Source organism: Chitinophaga sp. NPDC101104, from assembly GCF_050277495.1.
Classification (GTDB): Bacteria; Bacteroidota; Bacteroidia; order Chitinophagales; family Chitinophagaceae; genus Chitinophaga.
In genome coordinates this window covers 303,206-326,459 of record NZ_JBNNSF010000001.1, presented here as the reverse complement: position 1 = coordinate 326,459, position 23,254 = coordinate 303,206, and the positions used below count along the sequence as shown (strand labels likewise).

At 55.1% G+C, this 23,254-nt stretch carries 16 protein-coding genes and 1 pseudogene; 6 read left to right on the top strand and 11 right to left on the bottom strand.

Translation table 11 applies throughout. From position 1 onward, the window contains the following. Nucleotides 1-125 precede the first annotated feature (125 nt). From ACQKLP_RS01445 to ACQKLP_RS01435, 3 genes are all read right to left on the bottom strand, one after another. Nucleotides 126-2,477 carry a GumC family protein gene (locus ACQKLP_RS01445; protein ID WP_427319369.1) on the bottom strand — a complete coding sequence of 784 codons (2,352 nt, stop codon included), beginning with the start codon at nt 2,475-2,477 and terminating at the stop codon, nt 126-128. 85 nt (nt 2,478-2,562) lie between these two features. Beyond that, nucleotides 2,563-3,366 (bottom strand): polysaccharide biosynthesis/export family protein, encoded by an 804-nt coding sequence (locus ACQKLP_RS01440; protein ID WP_427319367.1) that lies wholly within the window; start codon nt 3,364-3,366, stop codon nt 2,563-2,565. A 156-nt stretch (nt 3,367-3,522) separates the two neighbouring features. Then, nucleotides 3,523-4,155: a response regulator transcription factor gene (locus ACQKLP_RS01435; protein WP_126245941.1), complete on the bottom strand. Its 633-nt coding sequence runs from the start codon at nt 4,153-4,155 to the stop codon at nt 3,523-3,525. A 374-nt stretch (nt 4,156-4,529) separates the two neighbouring features. Here ACQKLP_RS01435 and ACQKLP_RS01430 point away from each other — a divergent pair, with 374 nt between their 5' ends. Further along, nucleotides 4,530-5,606: a sensor histidine kinase gene (locus ACQKLP_RS01430; RefSeq protein WP_427319364.1), complete on the top strand. Its 1,077-nt coding sequence runs from the start codon at nt 4,530-4,532 to the stop codon at nt 5,604-5,606. A gap of 34 nt (nt 5,607-5,640) precedes the next feature. Next, nucleotides 5,641-6,015 (top strand): response regulator, encoded by a 375-nt coding sequence (locus ACQKLP_RS01425; RefSeq protein WP_427319362.1) that lies wholly within the window; start codon nt 5,641-5,643, stop codon nt 6,013-6,015. Here the strand turns inward: ACQKLP_RS01425 and ACQKLP_RS01420 are convergent. The 3 genes and pseudogenes from ACQKLP_RS01420 to ACQKLP_RS01410 all read right to left on the bottom strand — a co-directional run bounded on the left by ACQKLP_RS01420 (nt 6,012) and on the right by ACQKLP_RS01410 (nt 9,194). Next, the gene (locus tag ACQKLP_RS01420; protein WP_427319360.1) at nt 6,012-7,457 is read right to left on the bottom strand and encodes a capsule assembly Wzi family protein; all 1,446 of its coding nucleotides are present in this window, start codon (nt 7,455-7,457) and stop codon (nt 6,012-6,014) included. The genes ACQKLP_RS01425 and ACQKLP_RS01420 overlap by 4 nt on opposite strands. Before the next feature lie 131 nt (nt 7,458-7,588). Continuing rightward, nucleotides 7,589-8,083: pseudogene (locus tag ACQKLP_RS01415) on the bottom strand (DUF4265 domain-containing protein). A 130-nt stretch (nt 8,084-8,213) separates the two neighbouring features. Next, a complete protein-coding gene (locus ACQKLP_RS01410; protein ID WP_427319359.1) occupies nt 8,214-9,194 on the bottom strand; it encodes an SDR family NAD(P)-dependent oxidoreductase in 981 nt (326 codons plus the stop codon). A gap of 47 nt (nt 9,195-9,241) precedes the next feature. Between ACQKLP_RS01410 and ACQKLP_RS01405 the strand changes: the two genes are divergently transcribed. Beyond that, the gene (locus ACQKLP_RS01405) at nt 9,242-11,389 is read left to right on the top strand and encodes an alpha-L-fucosidase (RefSeq protein ID WP_427319357.1); all 2,148 of its coding nucleotides are present in this window, start codon (nt 9,242-9,244) and stop codon (nt 11,387-11,389) included. A 316-nt stretch (nt 11,390-11,705) separates the two neighbouring features. Here ACQKLP_RS01405 and ACQKLP_RS01400 read toward each other — a convergent pair whose 3' ends face one another. Together ACQKLP_RS01400 and hflX are read right to left on the bottom strand one after the other, a co-directional pair. Then, a complete protein-coding gene (locus ACQKLP_RS01400; RefSeq protein WP_427319355.1) occupies nt 11,706-12,050 on the bottom strand; it encodes a Rieske (2Fe-2S) protein in 345 nt (114 codons plus the stop codon). After that, on the bottom strand, nt 12,050-13,240 hold the full coding sequence (hflX, locus tag ACQKLP_RS01395) for a GTPase HflX (RefSeq protein WP_427319353.1): 1,191 nt from the start codon (nt 13,238-13,240) through the stop codon (nt 12,050-12,052). The genes ACQKLP_RS01400 and hflX overlap by 1 nt, the downstream gene beginning before the upstream one ends. A 149-nt stretch (nt 13,241-13,389) precedes the next feature. On the opposite strand from hflX, the gene ACQKLP_RS01390 reads away from it, so the two are divergent. After that, nucleotides 13,390-15,351: a S9 family peptidase gene (locus ACQKLP_RS01390; protein ID WP_427319351.1), complete on the top strand. Its 1,962-nt coding sequence runs from the start codon at nt 13,390-13,392 to the stop codon at nt 15,349-15,351. 66 nt (nt 15,352-15,417) lie between these two features. Continuing rightward, nucleotides 15,418-16,203, top strand: a complete 786-nt coding sequence (locus ACQKLP_RS01385) for an enoyl-CoA hydratase-related protein (protein WP_427319349.1) — start codon at nt 15,418-15,420, stop codon at nt 16,201-16,203. Nucleotides 16,204-16,568: 365 nt separating this feature from the next. On the opposite strand, the gene ACQKLP_RS01380 is transcribed toward ACQKLP_RS01385, so the two are convergent. Continuing rightward, entirely contained in the window at nt 16,569-17,261 is a 693-nt protein-coding gene (locus ACQKLP_RS01380; RefSeq protein ID WP_427319347.1) for a porin family protein, read from the bottom strand. Nucleotides 17,262-17,509: 248 nt separating this feature from the next. Here ACQKLP_RS01380 and ACQKLP_RS01375 point away from each other — a divergent pair, with 248 nt between their 5' ends. Continuing rightward, a complete protein-coding gene (locus ACQKLP_RS01375; protein WP_427319345.1) occupies nt 17,510-20,464 on the top strand; it encodes a PAS domain S-box protein in 2,955 nt (984 codons plus the stop codon). Here ACQKLP_RS01375 and ACQKLP_RS01370 read toward each other — a convergent pair. Then, a complete protein-coding gene (locus ACQKLP_RS01370) occupies nt 20,461-22,152 on the bottom strand; it encodes an ATP-binding protein (protein ID WP_427319343.1) in 1,692 nt (563 codons plus the stop codon). The two genes, ACQKLP_RS01375 and ACQKLP_RS01370, sit on opposite strands and share 4 nt — an antisense overlap. After that, complete coding sequence (locus ACQKLP_RS01365) at nt 22,149-23,252, bottom strand: sensor protein KdpD (RefSeq protein WP_427319341.1); 1,104 nt, start codon at nt 23,250-23,252, stop codon at nt 22,149-22,151. Before ACQKLP_RS01365 ends, ACQKLP_RS01370 begins: the two co-directional genes overlap by 4 nt. Nucleotides 23,253-23,254: the final 2 nt, after the last annotated feature.

Sequence of the window (23,254 nt, the reverse complement as noted above, 5' to 3'; positions counted from 1 at the left end):
CAATCGGTTTTCATAGTGTGGAATTTATAAAGGCGGGAAGAAGCAAAAGCTTCGCTCCTCATTCACATGATGAGCCGGGTTTCCAATAAAGGCTATCGTGTATGCGGCCGGGCCGCTATGGTTTCCTATTTGAACATATTCTTCAGTTTCTTGCTGGCACCGCGCTTCTGGTCTTCCACGTATCCATAGCCGTAACCGTACGTGTGGTTGGCCACACCGCGCGGTTTCACACCGTTGTACACCAGGCTGAGGCGCCCCATTTCACCGGTGCGGTACAGCTCGTCGATCTGTTTCAGGTACTGCCGGGGCGTTACCTGGTGGCGCATCACGTACAGGCAGGCGTCGGCCAGCGGGGCGAGCAGCCGTGCGTCGGTCACAAGGCCCACGGGCGCGGAGTCGATGATGATGTAATCGAACCGTTCGCGCAGCTCGGTGATCAGCTCCTCCAACCGGCCGTTCAGGATCAGCTCCGTCGGGTTCGGCGGGATCACGCCGGCGGGGATGAGGAACAGGTTTTCGTTATCCGGGACTTTGCGCACCAGGTCGTCTAGCTGCGCTTTGCCCACGAGGTAATTGGTGATGCCCGGTTCGCGGCTGATGCCCAGCATATTGCTCAACATGGGCTTGCGGAGGTCGAATTCCATCAGCACTACCTTTTTGCGGAGGAGCGACAGGCTGGAAGCCAGGTTCAGCGACACAAAGGATTTACCTTCCCCGGATATGGAAGACGTTACGAGCAACGTTTTATTATTGCCGTTGAGGCCGATGTAGGAGAGCGACGTCCGCAGGTTGCGGAATTGCTCTGCCACGAGGCTTCTGCGGCCGTCGGTGATCACGAGCGGTTCCTTGCTGTCGTCGTGCAGGAGCTCCGCCACGATGGGCGCCGAAGTTTCTTTTTCTATTTCCAGGCGGGAAGTGATCTCGCGTTTCAGCATGTCTTTCAGGGTGATCCAGATGGCCACCACCGCAATGCCCCCCAGCACTGCGATGGCGTAGACCATCATTTTGCGGGGACTTACCGGTATGCCGGCAGTTTCGGCCCCGTCCACGATCCGGCTGTCGGAAATAGCGGCGGCATAGGCCAGTGCCGTTTCTTCACGCTTCTGTAAAAGGAACGTGTAAATATTGTTCTTGATGGCTTGCTGGCGGCTTACTTCCAGTAAAGCCCTTTCCTTACCGGGAACGCTGCGCAGCATGCTGGAAAAACGGTCGTTGGCGGAAAGGAGCTTCGCTTTGCCTGCTTCCAGGTTGGCGCGCTGGCTGTGGATGTTTTCGAGGATACCGGGTTTGAGCATGTCTGCCTGGCGGTTGAGGGCCGTCAGCGAGGGACTGTTCGCACCGGTGGTCTTCTTCAGCTTTTCCTTTTCCAGTTCCGTTTCATATAATTTATTGACGAGCTCCAGCAGCACGGGGTCGCTGAGGCCGAGGGTGGCCGGCACCATGTTCACGCCTTCCGTTTTGCCCGACACATATTTTTCGATGGATTCGAGGACGGAGAGCTGCATATTCGCTTCGTTGAGCTTGGAATCGTTTTCCTGCACGCTACCGAGGAACATTTTGCTTTGTTCGCTGATATCGACGATGCCTTCGTTCGTTTTGAAGCGCGCCACTTCCTTTTCCACTTCACTCAGCTCACGCGTCACGATGCGGAGGCGCTCTTCCACGAAAGACATGGTGCTGGCGGCCATGCGGTTCTTATCCTTCACCGCGGCTTCATTATATACCCGGATGAGGTCGTTGACGATGGCTTCGCCGCGGGACGGCAGCACGTCGAGGTATTCCAGGTTGATGACCGTCGCCATTTTAGATACCGGCGTGATCTTCATTTTACCGAGGATCTGCTGGGTGAGGCTGCGCTCGCCGGTAAGTTTGAGGAAATACTGGCCTTCGGCGATGGGCGTTGCCACGTCGCGCATGCGGATCACCATCCTGCCCCAGGGCGTTCCGGCGGTATCGTTGATGGGATAGGGCTTGCTGTTCAGCAATACCATTTTCTTCTTATCGTCGTACCCCACGCTCACGTATTCCGGCGGACCGTCCTGAATGGCCCAGGGCTCCACGAAATGGAAGTTCACGGGCGACGATTCCCCATAAACCGCAACGTTCTTCAGCCGGCCTTTCGCGTACAGTTCCCCATACAGGTCGAGCTTCCGGATCACGTCACGGATAAGGGTGCGGGAAGTGAGTATCTGGATTTCGTTCTCGATATTCTTTTTGGAACCGAACAGGTCGAGCGAGCTCATGATGTTCGATTCGTTGAGGTCTTTGGCTTCGTCCTTCACGAGGAGGGATGCGGAAACTTTATAGACCGGGGTGGCGTATCGCAGGTAGGCCCATGCCCCTCCTGCCGCGATGAGTGCGGCCAGCACGAACAGCGGCCAGTAGCTCAGGTAGCGGAACCTGAGCATGGCCAGCAGGTCTGCCGAAGACTCTTGCTGCGGCTCCACGCGTTTATGGGCATTGGTCTGCTGCTTCATGGTTTTTCAATTCAATATGGTTATCAACTATGGTCTTTCTGTCTCGGATGCGGGTTTTCCGCATGGGTTTTCAGGAACGGATGGTTTACTTGATCACGAGGCGGTCGAGGATGATGACGAGGAGGCTGAGGCTGGAGAGCACTACGGGCAGTATTTGCCGGGAGCGGTCGGCCTGGGCTATCTTCGACTTCGTCGGTTCCACGTAAACGATATCGTTGGGTTGTAAATAGTAGTAGGGTGATGAAAGAATGTTGGCGTCGTTGAGGTTGAGCCGTTTTACGGTGCGGCTGCCTTCCTTGTCGCGGATGAGCATGACGTTTTCGCGTTTGCCGTAGACGGTGATGTCTCCCGCCATGCCGAGGGCCTCCATGATGGAGATCTTCTCGCTGGTGACGGTGATCACGGCGGGCTTGGCGACTTCGCCGAGCAGGGTTACGCGGAAATTGAGGAAACGCACGCTCACGACGGGGTCTACCAGCAACTGCCGTTGTATGAAGCGGTTGCGGATAGTGTCTGCCAATGCGGTGGTGGTGATGCCTGCGGCGTGAATGGTGCCGAACACCGGGTATTGGATATTCCCGGCGCCGTCTACAAGGAACCCTGCTCCCGGCGCTGCGCCGGATGCGGCCGTAGCGCCACTGTTGGAGGCGTTGGGCACATTGTAAAGCATGGCTTCCTGCGGGTTCAGGCTGCTGACGGTGATCTGCAGAATGTCGTTCTGCTGTATCGCCGGTTCAAAACTTCCGGCGATGCGCTGCACCGCCGTATCGCTGCTCACATTATTGAAATACGTTGCGTTCTTCGTGCTGGCGCAGGATGCAAACAGCGCGCAAGCCGCTGCCAGCAAGGTGTTCAATAAAGCATTCCGGTTCTTCAACTTTCGGGTCATATAGCACATTTGATATGGTCTGGGTTCACTGCTAAAGCACAGTTACAATATTAGAGCATACCGCGCGCCATAAACATTACTATATAGAGTATAAAACCGGGGATCAGCAGAAAGCGCACTACTCATAAAAGTAAGCGGCCTCTCCGCACAGATATTTCAGAAAAGATTATTTGACCAGATTTTGGAAATCAGCTCCGATTTCGAAGCTACGTTCAGCTTGGAATATATCTTTTTAAGATGCTGGTTTACCGTGTGAACGGTCACGTACAACCGCTCCGCCATCTCCTTATAGGAGTGCCCGTCTTTAAGCAGGCCCAGTAATTCGTACTCCCTTTTGGTGAGCCGGTCGCGGATACTTTCGAGCGGATCTTTGGAGATGTGGGCGATGAGCAGATGGGCGGCTTTGGGTGAAAGGGTGCCGCCCTGCGTAACGGCGTCGAGGATGGAATGATAGATTTCCATGAGCCGGCTGGTCTTGATGATATACCCGCTGGCACCGTGCATGATAGACTCTATCACGTACTGCTGGCCGTCGTGGCCCGACAGCACGATGATCTTCGCGTCCGGGTAATGCTGTTTCAATTCCTCCATTCCCTCGATCCCCGAATCTCCCGGAAGGGAAATATCGAGCAAAATCGCTTTCACATCAGGGTCCTTGTAAGGCAGTGCCCTGAACTCTTCCATCGAACGGCAGGCGAAAACAACCTTGCACTCCTGAAAATCTTCTAAGAACTCTTTATAGTTATTCAGTTGAAAATGGTTGTCTTCAATGATACCAATAGTTATCATATTACGGTTAACGTTGATATGGTTTTCGCAATAAAGATGCTGTTCGCACCTCGAACAATTAAATAGGATAGTATACTATCAAAGATAAGTCCAATTTTTAAAAAATTATCAGCAGATGTATTAATTTATTGATAGCTATTCAAAACGGAATGGGAATTGCCACACTATTATTTCAAGTAACAAATGTACAATAATCATATGCGACTAAAACGCATATGAGCTTTGCAACAATGCATAGCATGAAATGTGTAAACTTTGCGCGGATTATGCGGTCTAAAATGCCTATCTTTTCCAAGTGAAACCCGACCGGAAATTTCCGGGAAAAGAAAACTGAAGAACCGAAGACGAAGAACCATATCGACAGAATTCAAGACATGAAGCCTAACCAATCCATCAGGGTAAGCCATATGCTGCGCGGCATTGAAGACCCTGTATTGATCATCAGCACAGACAAACAGGTCGTACTCAATGCCAACGGAAAGGCCATCGAAGTATTAGCCAATGGCAAAGCCTCCCAGCTCAGGGGCCTTCCCCTCCAGCTCGCCTATGGCGGCGAGCGGCAGGATGCTTTTCCGAAACCTTTGCCGCCGGCGTTTATGTTGCCGGTTTCACAAAACGGAGAAATATCGCTGATCGACTTTCGCGTCAGCCCGTTAAAGATCGAAGGAAAAAAATACTGGCTGGCCATCGGCCGGAAAGTGGAACAGGAGGAAGAACTGCAAAAAAAATTGCAGCATCTCGAACAGGAAAAATCCTTGCAGCAGATGAAAGTTCAGTTCATGTCAATGACCTCGCACGAATTCAGAACGCCCCTCACGGCCATCTCTTCGGCGATGGACCTCCTCGAGACGCGCCTGGAGCTCGACGGGCAACTGTCTTCCTTCCATCGCCTGCAACTCCGGAAAATGGCGGATGAAATTTTCCAGCTCAATGCCATGCTCGACGAAGTGCTGACCCTCAGCAAGATCGCAGGCAACAACTGGGAGGCGGATTTCAAGCCGGTTTCGCCGGAACAGATCATAGAAACACTACGTTATCAATACTTCTCCCAACGAAAAGACGACCGCTCGCTGCTAATCTCCATAGACGGCGAGCCACGGCCCATCCTGGCTGATAAAGACCAGTTGGCCAAAGTCTTCACCAATCTCATCAGCAATGCCTTTAAATATTCCACCCAAAAGAATCCATCTGTAAAACTGCAGTACAAGAAGAAAAAGCTGGTCATCACTTTCCGCGATCACGGTATCGGGATCCCGGAAAGCGACCTGCCGTACCTGTTCACCTCGTTTTTCCGCGGCAGCAATGTAGACGGGATCGAGGGTACAGGGCTCGGTCTTTCAATTGTCAAAACTTTTGTGGAATCCAATCACGGCACGATTTCAGTTAGTAGCGGGGTAAATGAAGGGACCACCTTTACTTTGGTGTTCCAGAATTTCGCCGATGCCATCTAAATCGATTTTGTGCCAGGTACAAAGCTGAACAGTAATGAACAACACCATCCTGCTCATTGAGGATAAGCCCAGCTTGTCCGACGCGCTGAAGTCGCTGCTCGAATTGCACCAGTACACGGTTGCCACCGCAACCAACGGAGAAGAAGGTATCCGTGCCGCACGCAAACTGCGGCCCGACCTGGTGATCAGTGACATTTACATGCCCGTGATCAACGGGCTCGATTTGCTCGACAGTTTCCGTGACGACCCTGCATTGCAGGACATTCCCGTGGTGATGCTCACCGCGCGTTCGGAGATCGACGATATCCAACAGGCCCTGGAGCGGGGCGCTGCGGGTTACGTCACCAAGCCTTTCCTGTTTAAAAATTTACACGCCGTTATCCAGGGGATCTTTGAAAAGCAGCTCTAGCGGCGGCTGGGAGCGAACAGCCATTCCACGCCCAGCATGAAACCTGCGGTTTTGCTCATGTCTCCGCCATCGAGCCCCACCGCCCCTGTGAGCGTGAGGCCGGGCACCGGTGCGCTGTAGCGCACCTGCTGCAGGGCGTACCATTGGCTGAGCGGCGCTTTGATGGGCCCGGGATCGTAGGTCCCGAAATTCTTCGTATACGTCAACATGGTTTTGCCCTGCAACACACTGCCGACGCGGTACAGCGCCCCCAGGTGGATCCCGTTCACACGGTTATTGATGATATTCCAGCCTTTGTTCCGGATCACGTTCCATTTTTCACTGTAGTCGAACGGCTGGATGTTGTCGAAATAATACTGTCCGCGGCTACGGTTCACGAACAGCGGCGTCCCGATAATATGGTTTTCATATTCCCAGCCGGTGAGGTAGACGCCGTTGTTATAGTAACTTTCGCGATATTGCTTCGGGTGCCAGTTGTTCATTTTTTTGGTGGAAATCCATTCCACCGTAGCCTGGAGCAGCACGGCATCTTCCCGTTTATCGCGGAAACTGAGGCCCATGAGGTGGTCTGTATTTTTAAAATCGACGCCCTGGCCCGTTTCGAACGGTGTTTGGTTGTAGGCGCGCAGCGCGAAGTTGTCGTTCTCCCATTCCAGTCCGCCTTCCAGCACGCCGCGATGGTCTCCCGGGCGGTTGGGGCGAACCTGGTCGGTCAGCACCGTTCCGTCATCCCCTTCTTTCACCAATACCACATCCATGTAGTCTTTGAAACTGCTTTTGATCTTTGGAAGGTCTTTGCGGTTGCCTCCCCAGACGGCGTAATGCTGGATGCCGCCGTAGGCTTTGAGTTTCTTTTTACCGATACGCAGGTAGAAATTCTTTTCGTGGAGAAAGGCGTAAGGGATGAACTGGTTGCGGCCCATCCACCCGTGACTGAATTGCCCTTTTACCTGCAGCCAGCCGTTGGTGAAGGGGACGGGGGCGTACTCCTTCAATCCGATGCTGATTTTAGGAATGGGAAGCGCGTTGCCGCTCACGCCCAGGGAACCGGACGATAGCTCGGGATCTACCTCACCGATGATTTCTTCGTACCGGCCCACCCGCAATTCCAATTTTTTGAACGCGAATTTGACGAAAGCTTCTTCGAAGAAGTTCCGCCGGAAGTTGTTATTGTTATACAGGCTGAACCCGTATTGGAGGCGCCAGTTTTGTTCCGGACCGAAAGTATGCGCATTGGTGGCGCGGATGTAGGTGGAAAGATCGGATTTGCGGTCGGAGATGGTCCCGAATTTGTTGGCCGAGAGCCAGAGGGGCTGGTAGTCCTTCGTGGCGATGGTGGCGCGTGTGCCCGTCCGCACTTCGAGCGAGTCGGCAAACTGCGCGTGGATGGCGGAAAAGGGCAGCAGTAAAGATATGGTAATTGCGATGCCTGCCGTTTTCATAATATATCGTATGTCTTACCCGGCAAATTAGCATGGATACGGTTTGGATAGGGTTACTTAAACCAGTATAATCGCGCATCAACAGCGGCAAAAGGGTACTTATGGGAGGGAATGGGGATGGGAAGAGCTGTTCATACCCTGGGGGTACCAGGGCTTGCATCCTGGTATTTATGCAGCTCCGACAGGCAAGACGCCGCATATTCGATTATTTTATCGTTCCGCAGCGCTTCCAGTTTTTGTTTGATGGCCGTGTAATCCGTGTCAAATGGAACATCCAAAACAAAATAGCCGCAGGAAGTCCCTTCGCTTTCGCAGCCCATTTCCCGGAATATTTCCCGGATTTCCAATTCCCGGTCACTGTCGTGCATGAGTTCGATCTGGATGGTAGAATTGCCGGATTCTTTTACGGTTTGGCGGTAGACCAGCCGTTACTCCGCTTCGTCATACCCGGCAAAAACGATATCCCCGTAAGCAATCAAGGGAATGTAAAAAGGAATATTGTCGATTTGATAATGTCCTTTCTCCTTGTCGATAATAATTGCCCACAAGGTCTCGACGACAACATCTTCAGGGTTGTCGCAGTTCGCGCGGAACAGGATTTTTACATGATCGTTTTCTTGTGGCATGATAAAATTTATGTAAAATGGGTTTGTACAGGTTAATGGATGTGATCGTTCCGACCGGCCACAACTACCAGATTGTGCGTTCCACTGGCATTTTGATGATGTGGGCCCCTCAATTGAAATAGCACGCCCGTTAACGCCCGAACTTCCTGGCTACCATATAATATAGCGGCGGCGCCCATTTCCGGAGATACCACAAAATCTTTTCTTCGCGGGCGATGATAACGTGTTTTCGCTTTCGGGAAATAGCGGCGATCATCTTGTCTGCGCATTCTTCGACCGGAATGCCCTTCTCCTGCGCTGCGTCCATTTTCCCGTGGGGATCACCGCTACCTCGAAGGGCGTTCAGCGAAAGGGAAGTCCTCACTCTGCCGGGGCTGATGATGGTAACATGAAACCCCGGGATGGTGTGCTCCACTTGCAATGACTCGAAATAGCCCATCACCGCGTGTTTGGCGGCGGCGTACGATGTGCGGCGAGGAACGCCCATCAGTCCGGCCATGCTTCCTGTTACCACCACTTGCCCGCCGTTTGTGCTGAAATGTGGCAGGAGTGCCTGAGTAAGCAGGACGGGTGCAAAGAAGTCCAGCTCGAGGATCCGGCGGAGCACGGCTTCGGAGGTTTCTTCCGCGGAAGCGCGCTGGCCGATGCCTGCATTGTTGATCAATATATCGACCCTGCCATAAATGCTGATGGCTTGTTGGGCCAAGCCGGAGAAGCTGTTTTTTGTTGCCGGCGATTGGTAAGCATCGGTTTGATCGCCTGATGGGCCGGATGGCTCATCGCCGGTTAGTTCATTCTTCACATCCTGCCGTTCAGAAGCCGGGTTTTGATCAACTGACGGGCTGGATTGCCCGACTCCGGCAAAACCGGTACGCCCCGTCCCGGGAACCGTGAATTTTCCCGTTGAAAGATCCGCCGGCAAAACAACCGCCGCGCCCGCACAACGCGCCTTCACACCAGTCAGCGCCTCCGCATTCCGCGACGTCAGGATCAACCGGGCACCCAATGCCGACAACCGGACCGCCAAAGCCTCGCCGATCCCGGACGATGCCCCCGTAATCCAGATGACTTTTTCACTAAAACTGATCCTTTTTTCGCGCAAACCGGCCATGTGACGAAAGGTATACTTTTTTAAGAACGTTTTCCTACTTTGCTATCATGAAACGACTTTTTTGTATCATAACCGGCTGCCTCGGCTGGCTCCACTCCGCTACAGCTCAAATAGAACCAACCGCACTGCAGCAATGGCGCGATCGTAAATATTCCATGTTCATCCACTTCGGCGTTTACAGCAAATTGGGTGGCGTTTGGGAAAACCAACAGATCAGCCGCGGCCTCAGCGAACAAATCCGCGCACATGCCGCCGGATTGTATAACGACACCTACGAAAGGGTGGCGCAGGAATTCAATCCCGCACAATGGAACCCCGATAGCATCGCCACCCTCGCAAAACGCGCGGGCATGAAATCTGTCGTGATCACATCCAAGCATCACGACGGATTCGCACTCTGGGATTGCGCCTATACAACGTTCGACATCATGGATGCCACGCCCTACAGGCACGACATCCTCAAAGAGCTCTCCGAAGCCTGTCGCCGCCAGGGAATCGCTTTCGGCCTGTACTTCTCGCTGATCGACTGGCACTTCCCGCCCGCGATGCCCATTTCCGGCAGCAACTCCGACTCCATCCCTCCCGCACACCATACTTACAACATGCAGCAGATCACGGAACTGCTCACCAAATACGGCCCCGTTTCCGAGCTCTGGTTCGACATGGGACAAATGACCCGCCCCCAAAGCGAAGAAATGCGCGCATTGGTGCACAAGCTCCAACCCAATTGCATGATCGGCAGCCGCATCGGGAACAACCAGGGCGATTTCACCGTCATGGGCGACAACCAGGAGCCCGATTACATCATCGGCGTGCCCTGGCAAAGCCCCGCCTCGTTCTTCCACGAAACCTGGGGATACCGTTCCTGGCAGGAGCGTGGCGACATCAACGCCAAGATCCGGGAAAAACTCACGAGCCTGGTACGCGTGGCATCCCGCGGAGGCAACTTCCTGCTCAACATCGGCCCCAAAGGCGATGGCACCGTGGTGGATTTCGAACGCGACGCCCTGCTCGCCATCGGGCAATGGCTCAACACGAACAGCGAAGCGATCTACGGCACCCAGCCCGATCCTTTCCATGTTCCTTTCGATTGGGGCAGCATCACCAGCCGTAAAAACAAACTTTACCTCCACCTCATGGACCGCCCCGCCAACAACACCATCGTACTGCCCGGCCTGAAAGGCAAAGTAAGCGCAGCGCGTATCATCGGCGGCCCCGCCAAAGTGAAAACGTCCGAAGGAAAAGACGGTCTTCACATCCAGCTGCCGCAAACCCTCGACATGAGCGGGCTATTCCAGGTGGTGGAACTCACTTTCCCCAACGGCTACACTGTCCCCCCTGCCAATATCCGCCCGGTGAACGCCGGCCTGGCGCTCGACAATTCCAACGCCTTCCCCTATTTCAGCAACGCCACGATCGACTATAACACCAGCTTCACCAGCACGATCCGTAACGCCTGGGCCCTGGAACCCCAGCGCAGCGGCGCTTTCCGCCCCACCTTAACCTACACTGAAGAGGAAAAAGGCCGCACCATCGACCTCGGACTGGGCACTCAAACCACGCCCGTTCTCCTGGATGGCGGAAAAGCGGAACAACTGCAAAACGATATCGCCCGCCTGCAAACCGGCCCCATCCACATCCTGGGCCCGCTCTATTCCGGCCCCGGCGGCACGCATGGTTCCCTCGCGCAAGTAGACTTTTCCAAACCCTGGCCCCGGCAAGACGGTAAAAGCTGGGTAGCCCATCCCGAATGGAAAAACGGCACCGAATACGCCATCGATGCGAAACGGCCCGCCGGCGCCATGACCGCGCATTACCTCCTCCAGGAAATAACCGCCCCCTCCGCCCAAAACGTCCTCGTAAAACTCACGAGCGGCGATGGCATCATGGTATTCCTGAACGGCAGACAGCTCCTCATCCAGAACAACCCCTTCCGCAAGGATAAACTGGACCACCACGTACTACTGCCATTGCAAGCCGGAAAAAACCAGCTGACGGTGAAACTGTTCAACTATTTCCTCAACGCCGTTCCCTTTAACATCGACTTCAACGTTCCCCAGGTCGTCTATCACCTGGAACTGCCCGAAGTCCGCATGCAGAAGGGCACTTACTTCCCCGTAAGCTGGCAACTGCACAACCCGTCCACACCGCACGACGAGATGGGGTTACCCAATCTGAAACTGACGTTCGAATAATACGTTTACATCGCTTTGGATAAATCAGGCCGGTATCAATTGACGCCGGCCTTTTTTGCGCCCAGGCCTAAAACCCCGGCGGATTGCGCTCCGGCCGAAAAAAACGCCCTTCGACGGCAGCCTGTAACCTTTGCTGAACAAGGGTTAGAGCCATGTCTGCCCATCCTCCCCTGAAGAAAACGATTTAACGATCATGGCCACAATCTATCTGAAAAAAGGCCACGAAAATCACATGGCAGAGCGCCATGTATGGAAGAGGGTCTATAAACCTGTTGGGGTTAAAATGAACAAAATGAGCAGGAAATGAATGGAAAAATCACCAGCTCAGCCAGCTTTTTTCCATGCCGATGTAGATACCGTCGGCGCGGTACTCGATGGGGTATGTGCGAAGGTAGAAGCCCTCCCCACTGGAATTATATCCGTTCCGCAACGCAAATTTATAACGGTGCAGGGGGCACACCACATTCCCACGGTCGTCCAGAAAACCGTCGGACATCAGCCCTCCCGCATGCGGACATTTATGCGCAAAAGCATACAACTCGCCACCCTGCCGCGCCACACATATCTTCTTCCCGTTCACTTCCTGAACCGTAATACGCGATTCCTCCGCCACCGGATCGTCTACGCCCGTCAGCCGGTACCAGTTGTATTGCTTCGCCATCAATAGAAAAATTCGGATTTGTAAGGATAACGCTCCCGGTACAACTGCATCACTTTCTCCATGATCGTTGTCCGCAGCTCCTCGATGTTCCGCCGCTCCGTCGCCGAAACGAACACGCAGTTCCCGTTCGTACGATGCTGCCAGCTTTCCTTTAACTGATTGAGGATGTCGGTTTTCACGTCTTCCGTCAACCACTCGTCGAAAGTCTGCTTCTCGTACAGGTCCATCTTGTTGAAAATGAGAATGGTCGGCTTGTCGAGCGATTTAAGCTCGGTCAGCGTACGGTTCACCACTTCGATCTGGTCTTCGTACTGCGCATGGCTGATATCCACCACATGCAGGAGGATATCGCTCTCGCGGACCTCATCCAGCGTGGATTTGAAGCTCTCCACCAAATGGTGCGGCAGTTTCCGGATGAAGCCCACCGTATCACTGAGCAAAAAGGGCGTCTGCTCGAACACCACTTTGCGGGTAGTCGTATCCAGCGTAGCGAACAGTTTATTCTCCGCGAACACCTCGCTTTTGCTGAGCAGGTTCATAAGTGTGCTTTTCCCCACGTTCGTATACCCCACCAGCGCCACCCGGATGAATTCTCCCCGGTCTTTCCGCTGGGTCAGCGATTGTTTGTCGATTTCGGCGAGGCGCTTGCGGAGGAGGGCAATCTTGTCTTTCACGATACGGCGGTCCGTTTCGATCTCCGTTTCACCGGGGCCCCTCATCCCGATACCCCCTTTCTGCCTTTCCAGGTGCGTCCACATACCGCGGAGGCGGGGCAGGATGTACTGGTATTGCGCCAGCTCCACCTGCACCTTGGCCTGGGCCGTGCGGGCGCGACGGGCAAATATGTCGAGGATCAGGTCGCTCCGGTCGATCACCTTCACCTTCAGTTCTTTTTGAATATTGGATATCTGCGAGCCGGTCAGCTCGTCGTCGAAGATCACCAGCTGGATGTCTTTCCCGGCCACGAACTGCCGTACTTCCTCCAGCTTGCCCTTCCCGATGAAGGTAGCCCTGTCGGGATGCGGCAGCCGCTGGGTGAAGCGCTTCACCGCCGTGGCGCCCGCCGTTTCGGCCAGAAATGCCAGCTCGTCCAGGTACTCCTGCACCTGAGGCTCCGTTTGTTCCTTGTGGATCAGTCCAATCAGCACGGCCCGTTCGTCCGCGGCTACTGCCTGTGTTTTTTCAATCAATGTGCTTGCGAAATTTGTGCAAAGTTAATGAATTAGCCCGGCGTCTGGCATGAGGCCAAATTTTCCTACATTTATGCCTCACCACAACAAAATCTGATCCAATGCGTAAAACATTCCTGTTAGCAGGTATTTTATTCATTCAACACAGCATGGCACAGCAAACAATGACCCCCGAGCTCCTCTGGAAACTCGGAAGGGTAGGCGGAGAAACAGTGCTGGAAGACGGGACCGTCGTATTCGGCGTTTCCCGGTTCAGCCTGGAAGACAATAAAAGCGAACGCAACCTGTATTCCATCGCACTCACCGGCGGCGCTCCCAAACAGCTGACTTCCGCCCCCGGCGGCGAATCGTTCGTGAAATCGCTCCCCGGCGGCAAAATCCTCTATAGCCACAAAGGCCAGCTCTGGGAAATGGACAAAGACGGCAGCCATCCCGTCCAGAAAACGAAAGTAGACGGCGGCCTGGAGAACGTTCGCATCTCGCCCGACGGAAAGCATATCCTCTTCTCCCGGGAAGTGGAAATGGAGAAAGTACTGGCGAAAGACAAATACGCCGATCTTCCCAAAGCCAACGCCCACATCTACACCAACTTGAACTACCGCCACTGGGATACCTGGGAAGACGGCAAGTTCAACCACGTTTTCTTCGCCACCTTCGACGCAGCCTCCGGAGAAGTAGGCACGCCGACAGACATTATGGCGGGGGAACCGTTCGATTGTCCGCAGATGCCTTTCGGCGGCGCGGAAGACTTTATCTGGAGCCCGGACGGGTCGCAGATCATCTACGTTTGCAAGAAAAAGCACGGTAAAGACTACGCCGTAAGCACCAACACCGACATCTACCGCTATACGCTGGCTACCCAAAAGACCGAAAACCTTTCCGAAGGCATGAACGGGTACGATGTTGCACCGCAGTTCAGCCCCAACGGCAAGCAGCTCCTCTGGCAAAGCATGGCCAGCGACGGGTTTGAGGCAGATAAAAACGACGTGATCGTGCTGGACATCGCTTCCGGCAAGAAAAATAACCTCACCGCTAAGTGGGACGGCACCGTTGCCGCGGCCCGGTTTGCGGCAGACGGGAAAACCGTTCAGTTCCTGGCCGCAACCAAAGGCACGGAGCAGCTTTTCATCGTTCCGGTAACGGGCGGCGAAGTGAAACAGCTCACCAAAGGGCAATATGATATCAACGGGTTCGTAGGCCAGCACGGGCAAACGCTGGTAGTGACGAGAACGGATATGAACCATGCCGCCGAGCTCTTCACCGTTAACCTGAAAGACGGTGCTGTGGCGCCGCTGACCCAGGTGAACAATGATATTTATGGCGATCTGAAGATGAGCAAGGTGTCTGAACGCTGGATCAAAACCACCGACGGCAAGGATATGCTCGCCTGGGTGATTTACCCGCCCGATTTCGACCCGAACAAAAAATATCCCACGCTGCTATACTGCCAGGGCGGCCCGCAAAGCGCGCTGAGCCAGTACTATTCCTTCCGCTGGAACTTCCAGCTGATGGCGGCGCAGGGTTACATCGTCATCGCACCGAACCGCCGCGGGATGCCCGGCCACGGCGTGAAATGGAATGCCGATATCAGTAAAGACTGGGGTGGCCAGCCCATCCGCGATTACCTGTCGGCCATCGACGACCTCGCCAAAGAGCCGTATGTGGACAAGGCGCGCCTCGGCGCGGTGGGGGCCAGCTACGGCGGATATTCCGTGTTCATGCTGGCTGGCGTTCACGAGAAAAGGTTCAAATCGTTCATCGCGCACGACGGGCTGTTCGACCTCCGCAGCTGGTACGGTACCACCGAAGAGCTGTGGTTCGCCAACTGGGACATCGGCGCGTATTTCGATAATGCCAACGCCAAATCTTACGAGCAGTTCAACCCCAGCAACTTCGTGAACAAGTGGGATACGCCCATCATGATCGTACAGGGCGGTATCGACTTCCGCGTGGGCATCGAGCAGGGGCTGCAGGCGTTCCAGGCGGCGCAGCTCAAAGGCATCAAGAGCAAGCTGGTCTATTTCCCGGAAGAGAACCACTGGGTGCTGGGCGCACAGAACGCCATCACCTGGCAGCGTGAGTTCTTCAGCTGGCTGAAAGAAACTTTGTAGGAATTTTCATACTTCGACAGCGGCCCCCGTGGCCGCTGTCTTCTTTTTATCGCAAAAAACCATTCCATGTTCAACTCCTTACTGTACGAGGTCCACCAAAACATCGCCACCATTACGCTCAACCGCCCGGACGTTTACAATGCCTTCAACGACGAGCTCAGTTACGAATTACAGGACGCCCTGAAGCAGGCAGATAAAGACGCTGCCGTGCGCGCCGTGGTGCTGACGGGCGCCGGGAAGGCATTTTGCAGCGGACAAGACCTGAAAGCCGCCATGGGGGCAGACGGGAAGCCCCGAAATCTGGGCGATTCCCTGCACAAGCGGTACAATCCCATCATCCGCGCTATCCGGAACATGCCCAAGCCGGTAATTTGCCGGCTGAACGGCGTGGCGGCCGGGGCGGGATGCTCGCTGGCGCTGGCTTGCGACGTGATCATCGCGTCTGACCAGGCCTCGCTGATAGAAATATTCATCAACATCGCGCTGGTGCTGGATTCCGGCTCGTCTTACTTTTTACCGCGGGCCGTGGGGTACCATCGCGCGTTCGAACTGGCGACCAAAGCCACGAAGCTCAGTGCCGCGGAAGCGAAGGAAATGGGACTCCTCAACAAAGTGGTGCCGCCCGCCGACCTGGACGGGGCCGTGGCGCTGGAAGCGGAGTTTTACGCCAATGCGCCCACGAAAGCTATCGGCCTCATGAAGAAAATGCTGACCAAAGGCATGACCGAAAACCTGGACGCAGTACTGGAATATGAAGCCTACTGCCAGGAGATCGCAGGGAACACTGCCGATAACAAGGAAGGGGTGACGGCTTTCCTGGAGAAGCGGAAACCGGTTTTTACGGGGAAATAGCACCCGGTAACGATCGAGGCACACTTTCATAGACAGATCGCAGGGAACACTACCGATAACAAGGAAGGGGTGACGGCTTTCCTGGAGAAGCGGAAACCGGTTTTTACGGGGAAATAGCACCAGGTAACGATCGAGGCACACTTTCATAGACAGATCGCAGGGAACACTACCGATAACAAGGAAGGGGTGACGGCATTTCTGGAGAAACGCAAACCGGTTTTTACGGGGAAATAAACGCCTGAACGATTATTCCGCCGGAACCGAAGACCACACACGATAAGTTTTTGGGATTATTAAAAAGTCTGCGGACGAAAAAAGGGCCCCTCAGCTGAGGGGCCCTTTTCAAATATGATGGTTCCTTCGGATCAGAGGCCGGTGAGGGCGATACCGATGGAATACGGCCTGATGTCCAGGTTGGTGTTGTCTTTGAACAACGGATTGAAGTTCATGGTGCCGAACAGGGCGATGTTACCGTAACCGATACGCGCCGTGCCCGCGAAGCGCCAAGGGTTGAAGAACCGCTTGTTCTGCTCCTTGATGATATTCTTGTCGCCGCCGAGCGTGTTCTTGCCCTTCGTATGCGCATTTACCAGCATGCCCACTTTCGCGCCGATAGAGGCTTTGAAGCCTTTGTTGGCGTTATCGGAATACTGGCGGTAGCGGAATTCCAGGGGAACTTCCAGGTAATTGGTGGCTACTTTATATTTTTTATACTTGTCGGAGCTGGTGAAGCGCACAGCATTGGAGTTGCCGTTGCTCATATCGATCACCTGCTTGTCCAGGAACACGCTGCTCGAAGAAATGCCAAGACCGGCCGCAACACTGAAATGCTCCTTCGCGATGGGAATATCGTACATGAAAGCAATGTTGAAACCGCGGGACAATCCCTTCGTTTTCACACTATCCGGCGCGGATGCCCAGCCGTCATACGAAAATCCGATCACCAGGAAGTCCCTGCTCTGCCGAACCTTGCTCATGGCAGCACCGGCCACTTTATCCTGCGCAAACGTGGTTGCGGATATGCCGAGAATACCCAGCGACAAAAGTAATTTTTTCATAATATGTTTAAATGCTTGGCAAAAAGAATATCTGGCAAATTTAATAGAATGCAAGTAAACCAAATGGTTAAAATATTCCAAAAAAATACATAGCTCCCGCCGTGCTTGCCGAACGCCAAAATTCAGTAAATTGTATGGATCAATCCATCACTGGATGTGTTGACCGATTTGTAGCCCCATATACGCCCAATTTGACATCAGCCGATTGAGAACCTTTCGCCGACGCGTAAGAATAAGAGATGCCATACATGAAACGTATCAGCAACCCCGTCATTTTCGTATTTGCGGCCGCCATCGTGTCTGTCGCCTGGTTTACCTGGAGCGCCTGGATGTCTGACGCGGCCTCGATGCGGATGAACGCACGGGTAAGACTGACCACCGAAAAAATTCGCCTGCTGGAGCAGGTGGCTTACCAGGCCCGCGCCCTCGAAGCCGCCGTGCGGGGCTATGTCATTACCGGAGACACGGGGTTCCTCGGCAGGGAAGACCTGTCCGAAGCCCGCCTGCGCGCCCCCATCCAAAGCCTCACCGTGCTTGCGGGCGACAACGCCCTCGAAGCGGCACAGGTAGATTCCCTCCATAACCTCGTGTACGACCGCATCGTGTTCTCCCAATACCTCGTGCGCACCGCCCACGAATCTTCCGTCATGGCCGGCGCCATGGTCCAGACCCGCCATCCCGTTGGCCCCGATCCACTCACCCGGCTCACCGGCCGCATGCTCGTGGACCAATACGAACAGCTCAACGACCTCACCGGCCCCGCCTGGTACGACCGCCTTCCCTTCGTACTCGCCGTCAGCGGCGGCATCGGCGCGGTGATCGTTCTCGGTGCAGGGCTTATGGGCGTGATCCGCAACGTCCGCAAAGCCGGTCTTGCCGAAAACAAGCTCCGCGAAAACGAAGAAAGATACCGCCTTCTCATCGAAGACGCGGGCGTTACCCTCTTCACCTCCAACCGCGGCGGATTCTTCACTTACGTCAACAGCAAAGCCAAAGAGCTCACCGGGTACGAGCCGCATGAGCTCGTCGGCAAGCAATACATCGACCTGCTCGACGCTTCCGAGCAAAAACGCCTCCGCAAATTCTACGAGCAACAGGCGTTCGACGGCAACCGCGAATCCACCGTCCGCTTCCAGATCCGCCGCAAAAACGGGGAACGGAGATGGGTGGAACAGCATGTAGTGCTCCTGCGGAAAAACGGCCTGTTCAGCGGATATCAATGTATCGTCAAAGACATCACCGCCGAAAAAACGAAGGAAGTCGAGCTCATCCGCGCGCAGAAAGAAATGGAAACGCTGCATGAAAGGTTCGAATCCGTTCTCTTCAACACGCCGAACATCATTTTCATCAAAGACACCCTCGGCCGGTACGTGCTCGTCAACAAACGTTTCGAGTCCACTTTCGGCCTCACGCCGGAGCAGGTCATCGGCCGGACGGACCGCGATTTCCCCGAAAAACTGAATGCGGAAACAAGCGCCGAAACGGACAGGAAAGTATTGCTGGAAGAAAGGATGATGGAAGTGGAAGATACGCTCGACATCGAAGGCGAAACCCGGTATTTCCATATCGCCAAATTCCCCATCCGCGACCCGCAGGGGCGGGTATACGGACTTTGCGGAGTGGCGACGGACATCACCCAGCGCATCGCCCGCGAACATGAACTGATGGCTTCGAGAAAGAAGGCGGAAACGGCGCACAGCCGCATGGAGCACTTCATGGCCAACATGAGCCACGAACTGCGCACGCCGCTGAACGGGATCATCGGTTTCACGAACCTGTTGGAAAACCATACGCTCAGTGCCGAACAGCAGGATTACCTCCAGGATATCAAAGGATCGGCGGGGAACCTGCTGGTGCTCGTGAATTCGCTGCTGGATTTCTCCAGCATCCGCGCCGGAAAAATGCACCTCGAAAAAGCTGCATTCGACCCGGCTGGCCTTATCCGGCAAACGCTCGACCGCTATGGCGACCGCGCCACCGAAAAAGGGCTGCGGCTGGAATGCGAAATGGAAGACGATCTCAGGGCCCCGCTGCTGGGAGATCCTACCCGCCTCCAGCAAATCCTCCACAACCTGATCGACAATGCCATCAAATTCACCCACCAGGGCGGCATTACCCTCGCCGTAAGCTCCGCCCCGCTCGAAAACCGGAAGGTTTCACTCCGGTTCTCCGTTTCAGATACGGGGATCGGTATCCCGGAAGAAATGCGCGGCAAGGTAGGACAGGTGTTCACACAGCTCGATGTGGGCGATGTCCGCAAATATGGCGGGATCGGCCTGGGGCTTGCGCTCACCCGCGAGCTCATTGCATTGCACAACGGCACCCTCGATGTGCAGGGCAACCCCGGCGGCGGTACCCGCATCGAATTTTCAATCCCCTACCAGCTCGATGTGCCGGAAACCATCGCCGATACGCCATTGCCAGACGCCGTGTTGCTGCCGCTTGCGGGAAAACTCATCCTGCTGGCGGAAGACAGCCTCCTGAATCAGAAACTGGCCATCAAAACACTGAACGGGGCCGGCGCCACGGTAGACCTTGCAGAAAATGGCGCAGAGGCGGTACGCATGTATGTCGAAAAAACCTACGACTGCATCCTCATGGATATTCAAATGCCTGAAATGGATGGATTGGAAGCCACGCGCATCATCCGCGAAGCCGGTTCCGCCATCCCCATCATCGCATTTACGGCCTGCGCGCTCAAGGGCGACCGCGAACGCTGCCTGTTGGCGGGGATGAACGAATACGTCTCCAAACCGTTCGTGCCCAAGGAGCTTTTTCAGCGGGTGCTCGAAGCCATCGGCGAACGGTTCCCCGACACTGCGCCTTTCGTGACCGATGCCTGGGAAGAAGCGCCCGACGAGATCAAGATCGATCTGCGGCACCTGAAAAGCGTTGCGGAAAATGACAGGGAATATTTGCTGGAAGTGCTGAAATCGTTCATGCAAAACACCGGGCCCATGTTTCACCGTTTGTTGGCCGCCACCTCGGGCGGGGAATGGGACCATGCGGCAAGGTTGGCCAAAGTATTGTACGCCAGCCTGATGATCGTGCGGATCCACCCGCTTTCCTATAACATCGTGCAGATCCGGCAAAAGCTGGAGGCTAATGCGGAGCCGCTCACCATCCTCTCAGACATTCACCTCGCCATTAAACATTACAAGCAATCGCTGGTGTTGCTGGAAGAAGAAATCCGGAATCTCTAGGCTTTGGGGAGCCGGAACCAGAAGTAGCTGCCTTTGCCGGGCTCGCTTTCCACCCCGATCTGCCCGCCCTGCGCCTCGATGAATTCCCGGGCGATGGCGAGCCCCAGGCCAGTGCCTTTCCCGCCGTCGGCCTCGGGCACGCGGAAAAACCGCTCGAAAATTTTTTCGCGGAAACTGGCGTCGATACCTTTTCCCTGGTCGCGGACGCCGAACAGCCACATCTTTCCTTCATCCGTTACCGTGAGGTTTACCGTGCTTCGGGGCGGGGAATAGCGGATGGCATTGGTCAGGAGGTTGACGAGCACCCAGGCGCTTTTTTCCGCGTCGGCCAGTACAGGGGGAGCGTCTGCAGGGATGTCCGTATGGATGTCCACTTCCTTTCCCGATGCCTGCCGGGCCACGGTTTCGAGGGCGTAGCGAAGGATATCTGCCGGGGGAACGGCCTGTACCTGCAGCGCGATGTTCCCGCTTTCCACCTTCGAAAAATCCAGTAATTCACTCACCATGCGGATCATCCGGCGATTGTCTTCCCGGATACTGTCGACCAGCTCCCGCTGATCCCCGGAAAGCGGGCCGGTACGCTCGTCGTCGAGCAGTTTGAGGCTGAGATCGGTGGCCGCGAGCGGGGTTTTCAGTTCGTGGGATATGGTGGCGATGAAATGCGTTTTGGCGAGGTCCTGTTCCTTGAACGCCGTGATATTGCGCAGGGTAATGATGTGGCCGATGATTTCGCGGTTATGGACGATATCGGCGGATTCCCGCAGGAAAAAATTTTCCTTTCCTTCGGTGACGATCTTGATAGGGGCGGGATTTTTTTCGTGGATGAGATACCGGAGGAGATCGTTCCGGCTGGCGGCTTCATCCGCTGGTTTGCCGACGAGCGCGGATTCGGGGAGGTTGAGCAACTGGAGGGCTTCCGCGTTGGCGAAGAGGATGATGTTTTTGTTGTCGAGGCCGATGGCGGCGTCTTTCAGGCTGCCGATCACCGCTTCCGCCCGCTGCTTTTCGAACAGGATGCGCGCCAGGTTGCTGTGCTCGTATTCGTCCAGTTTGCGGGCCATGCTGTTGAAAGCTTCGGCCAGTTCGCCGAATTCGTCGCCGGAGCTGAAATGCAGCCGCTGTTCGTATTTCCGGTCGGCGATCTGCCGGATCCCTTCCGTCAGCTCGCGGATGGGGTTGGCGATGTATCCCGGGAAATTATAAACGAACACGATCCCTACCAGAAAGCACAATCCGCTCACCAGGGCGATGTACAGCAGGGCTTTATCGGCCGTTTTGCGGGTTTTTTCCTGTTTGGACACGATGGCTTTCATGTTCACGTCCATGATCCCTGTCAAACTGGCCCTGATGGCGGGCAGCCGCGCGGAATCCCCCCGCAGGAAAGCTTCGTAATCCTGCCGGAGCGCGTTCGTATAGCGGGCTTCACCCGGTTCCGTCACGTTTTTTTCCTGCCGCAGGAGCGCATCGCCGAATTGCCGGCGGGCGGAATCGCTGCCGGTCCAGTTTTCCACCACCCGCAGCATGATGCCCGCATATTCCACGGATTCGTAGTTGTCTTCCAGGATCGCCGCGGCGGCGCGGTTCACTTTGTTCAGGGAATAATAACCCATCACGCCGACCAGCAGCAGCATGGCGAACAGGAAAAGCACGCCGGCGGAAATTTTCGTTTTTAGCCTCAGCCTTGTCATGACAGGATCACCAGGTCGGTTTCGTGAGCGGATAATGTTTTCAACAGTTGATTAAAGATATTGGTTCTCAGCAATATCCCGAAAAGGGTGATGTGCGGTTTTCCGATGCAAACGGTAGTGATCTCTTTCTGCGCCGCCGTTTCCATGATCGCTTCGGCCACGTTGGCGTGCTGCACCTGCAGCACTTCCGCGCCCAGTTCCGTCGCCAGTTTGAGGTTGTTGATCAGGTGCCGTTGCGCAGCGAGGTTGATTCGGCCGGTGCTTTCTTTCGGCGTTTGCACATAGAGCGCGTACCATTCTCCCTGGTAATAAGCCGCCAGCCGCGCGGTTTTCCGGATTACCCGGCGCGCGGTTTCGTCGTTGGAGGAAACGCAGGCCAGGAACCGCTCATGGCGCATCTGCCGGTTCTTCGGCACTTCGGCCACCACTTTCCTTTCTACCTGTGAAGCTACTTCCTTGAGCGCCAGCTCGCGGAGCTGGAGGATTTTCTCCGACTGGAAGAAATTCCGCAGCGCCGTTTCCACTTTCCCGGGATCGTAAATTTTCCCTTCCTTCAGCCGGGTGATGAGCTCGTCGGCCGTGAGATCGATGTTGACGACTTCGTCTGCCAGTTGCAGCATGCTGTCGGGCACCCGCTCGTGCACCTCCACGCCGGTAATGGCTTTTACCTGGGCGTTGATGCTTTCCATATGCTGGATGTTGACGGCGGAAATGACGTTGATCCCCGCACGGAGGATCTCCATCACATCCTGCCACCGCTTTTCGTTGCGCGAGCCGGGGATGTTGGTATGGGCGAGCTCGTCTACTACCACCCATTCGGGGGAAAGGAGCAAAATGGCGCCCAGGTCCATTTCATCCATGCGCTTTCCTTTGTAAAAATTCTGCCGCCGGGGGATGACGGGCAGCCCTGCCACGAGGGCCTCCGTTTCCTTACGGCCGTGCGTCTCGATATAGCCGATCTGGACATTGACGCCGTTGCGCAACAGGGCATGTGCTTCCTGCAACATGCGATACGACTTTCCCACACCGGCGCTCATGCCGATGTATATCTTGAATTTGCCTCGTCCCGGGTTGCCGGGGTGCTGGATTTGTCGTGCCATGA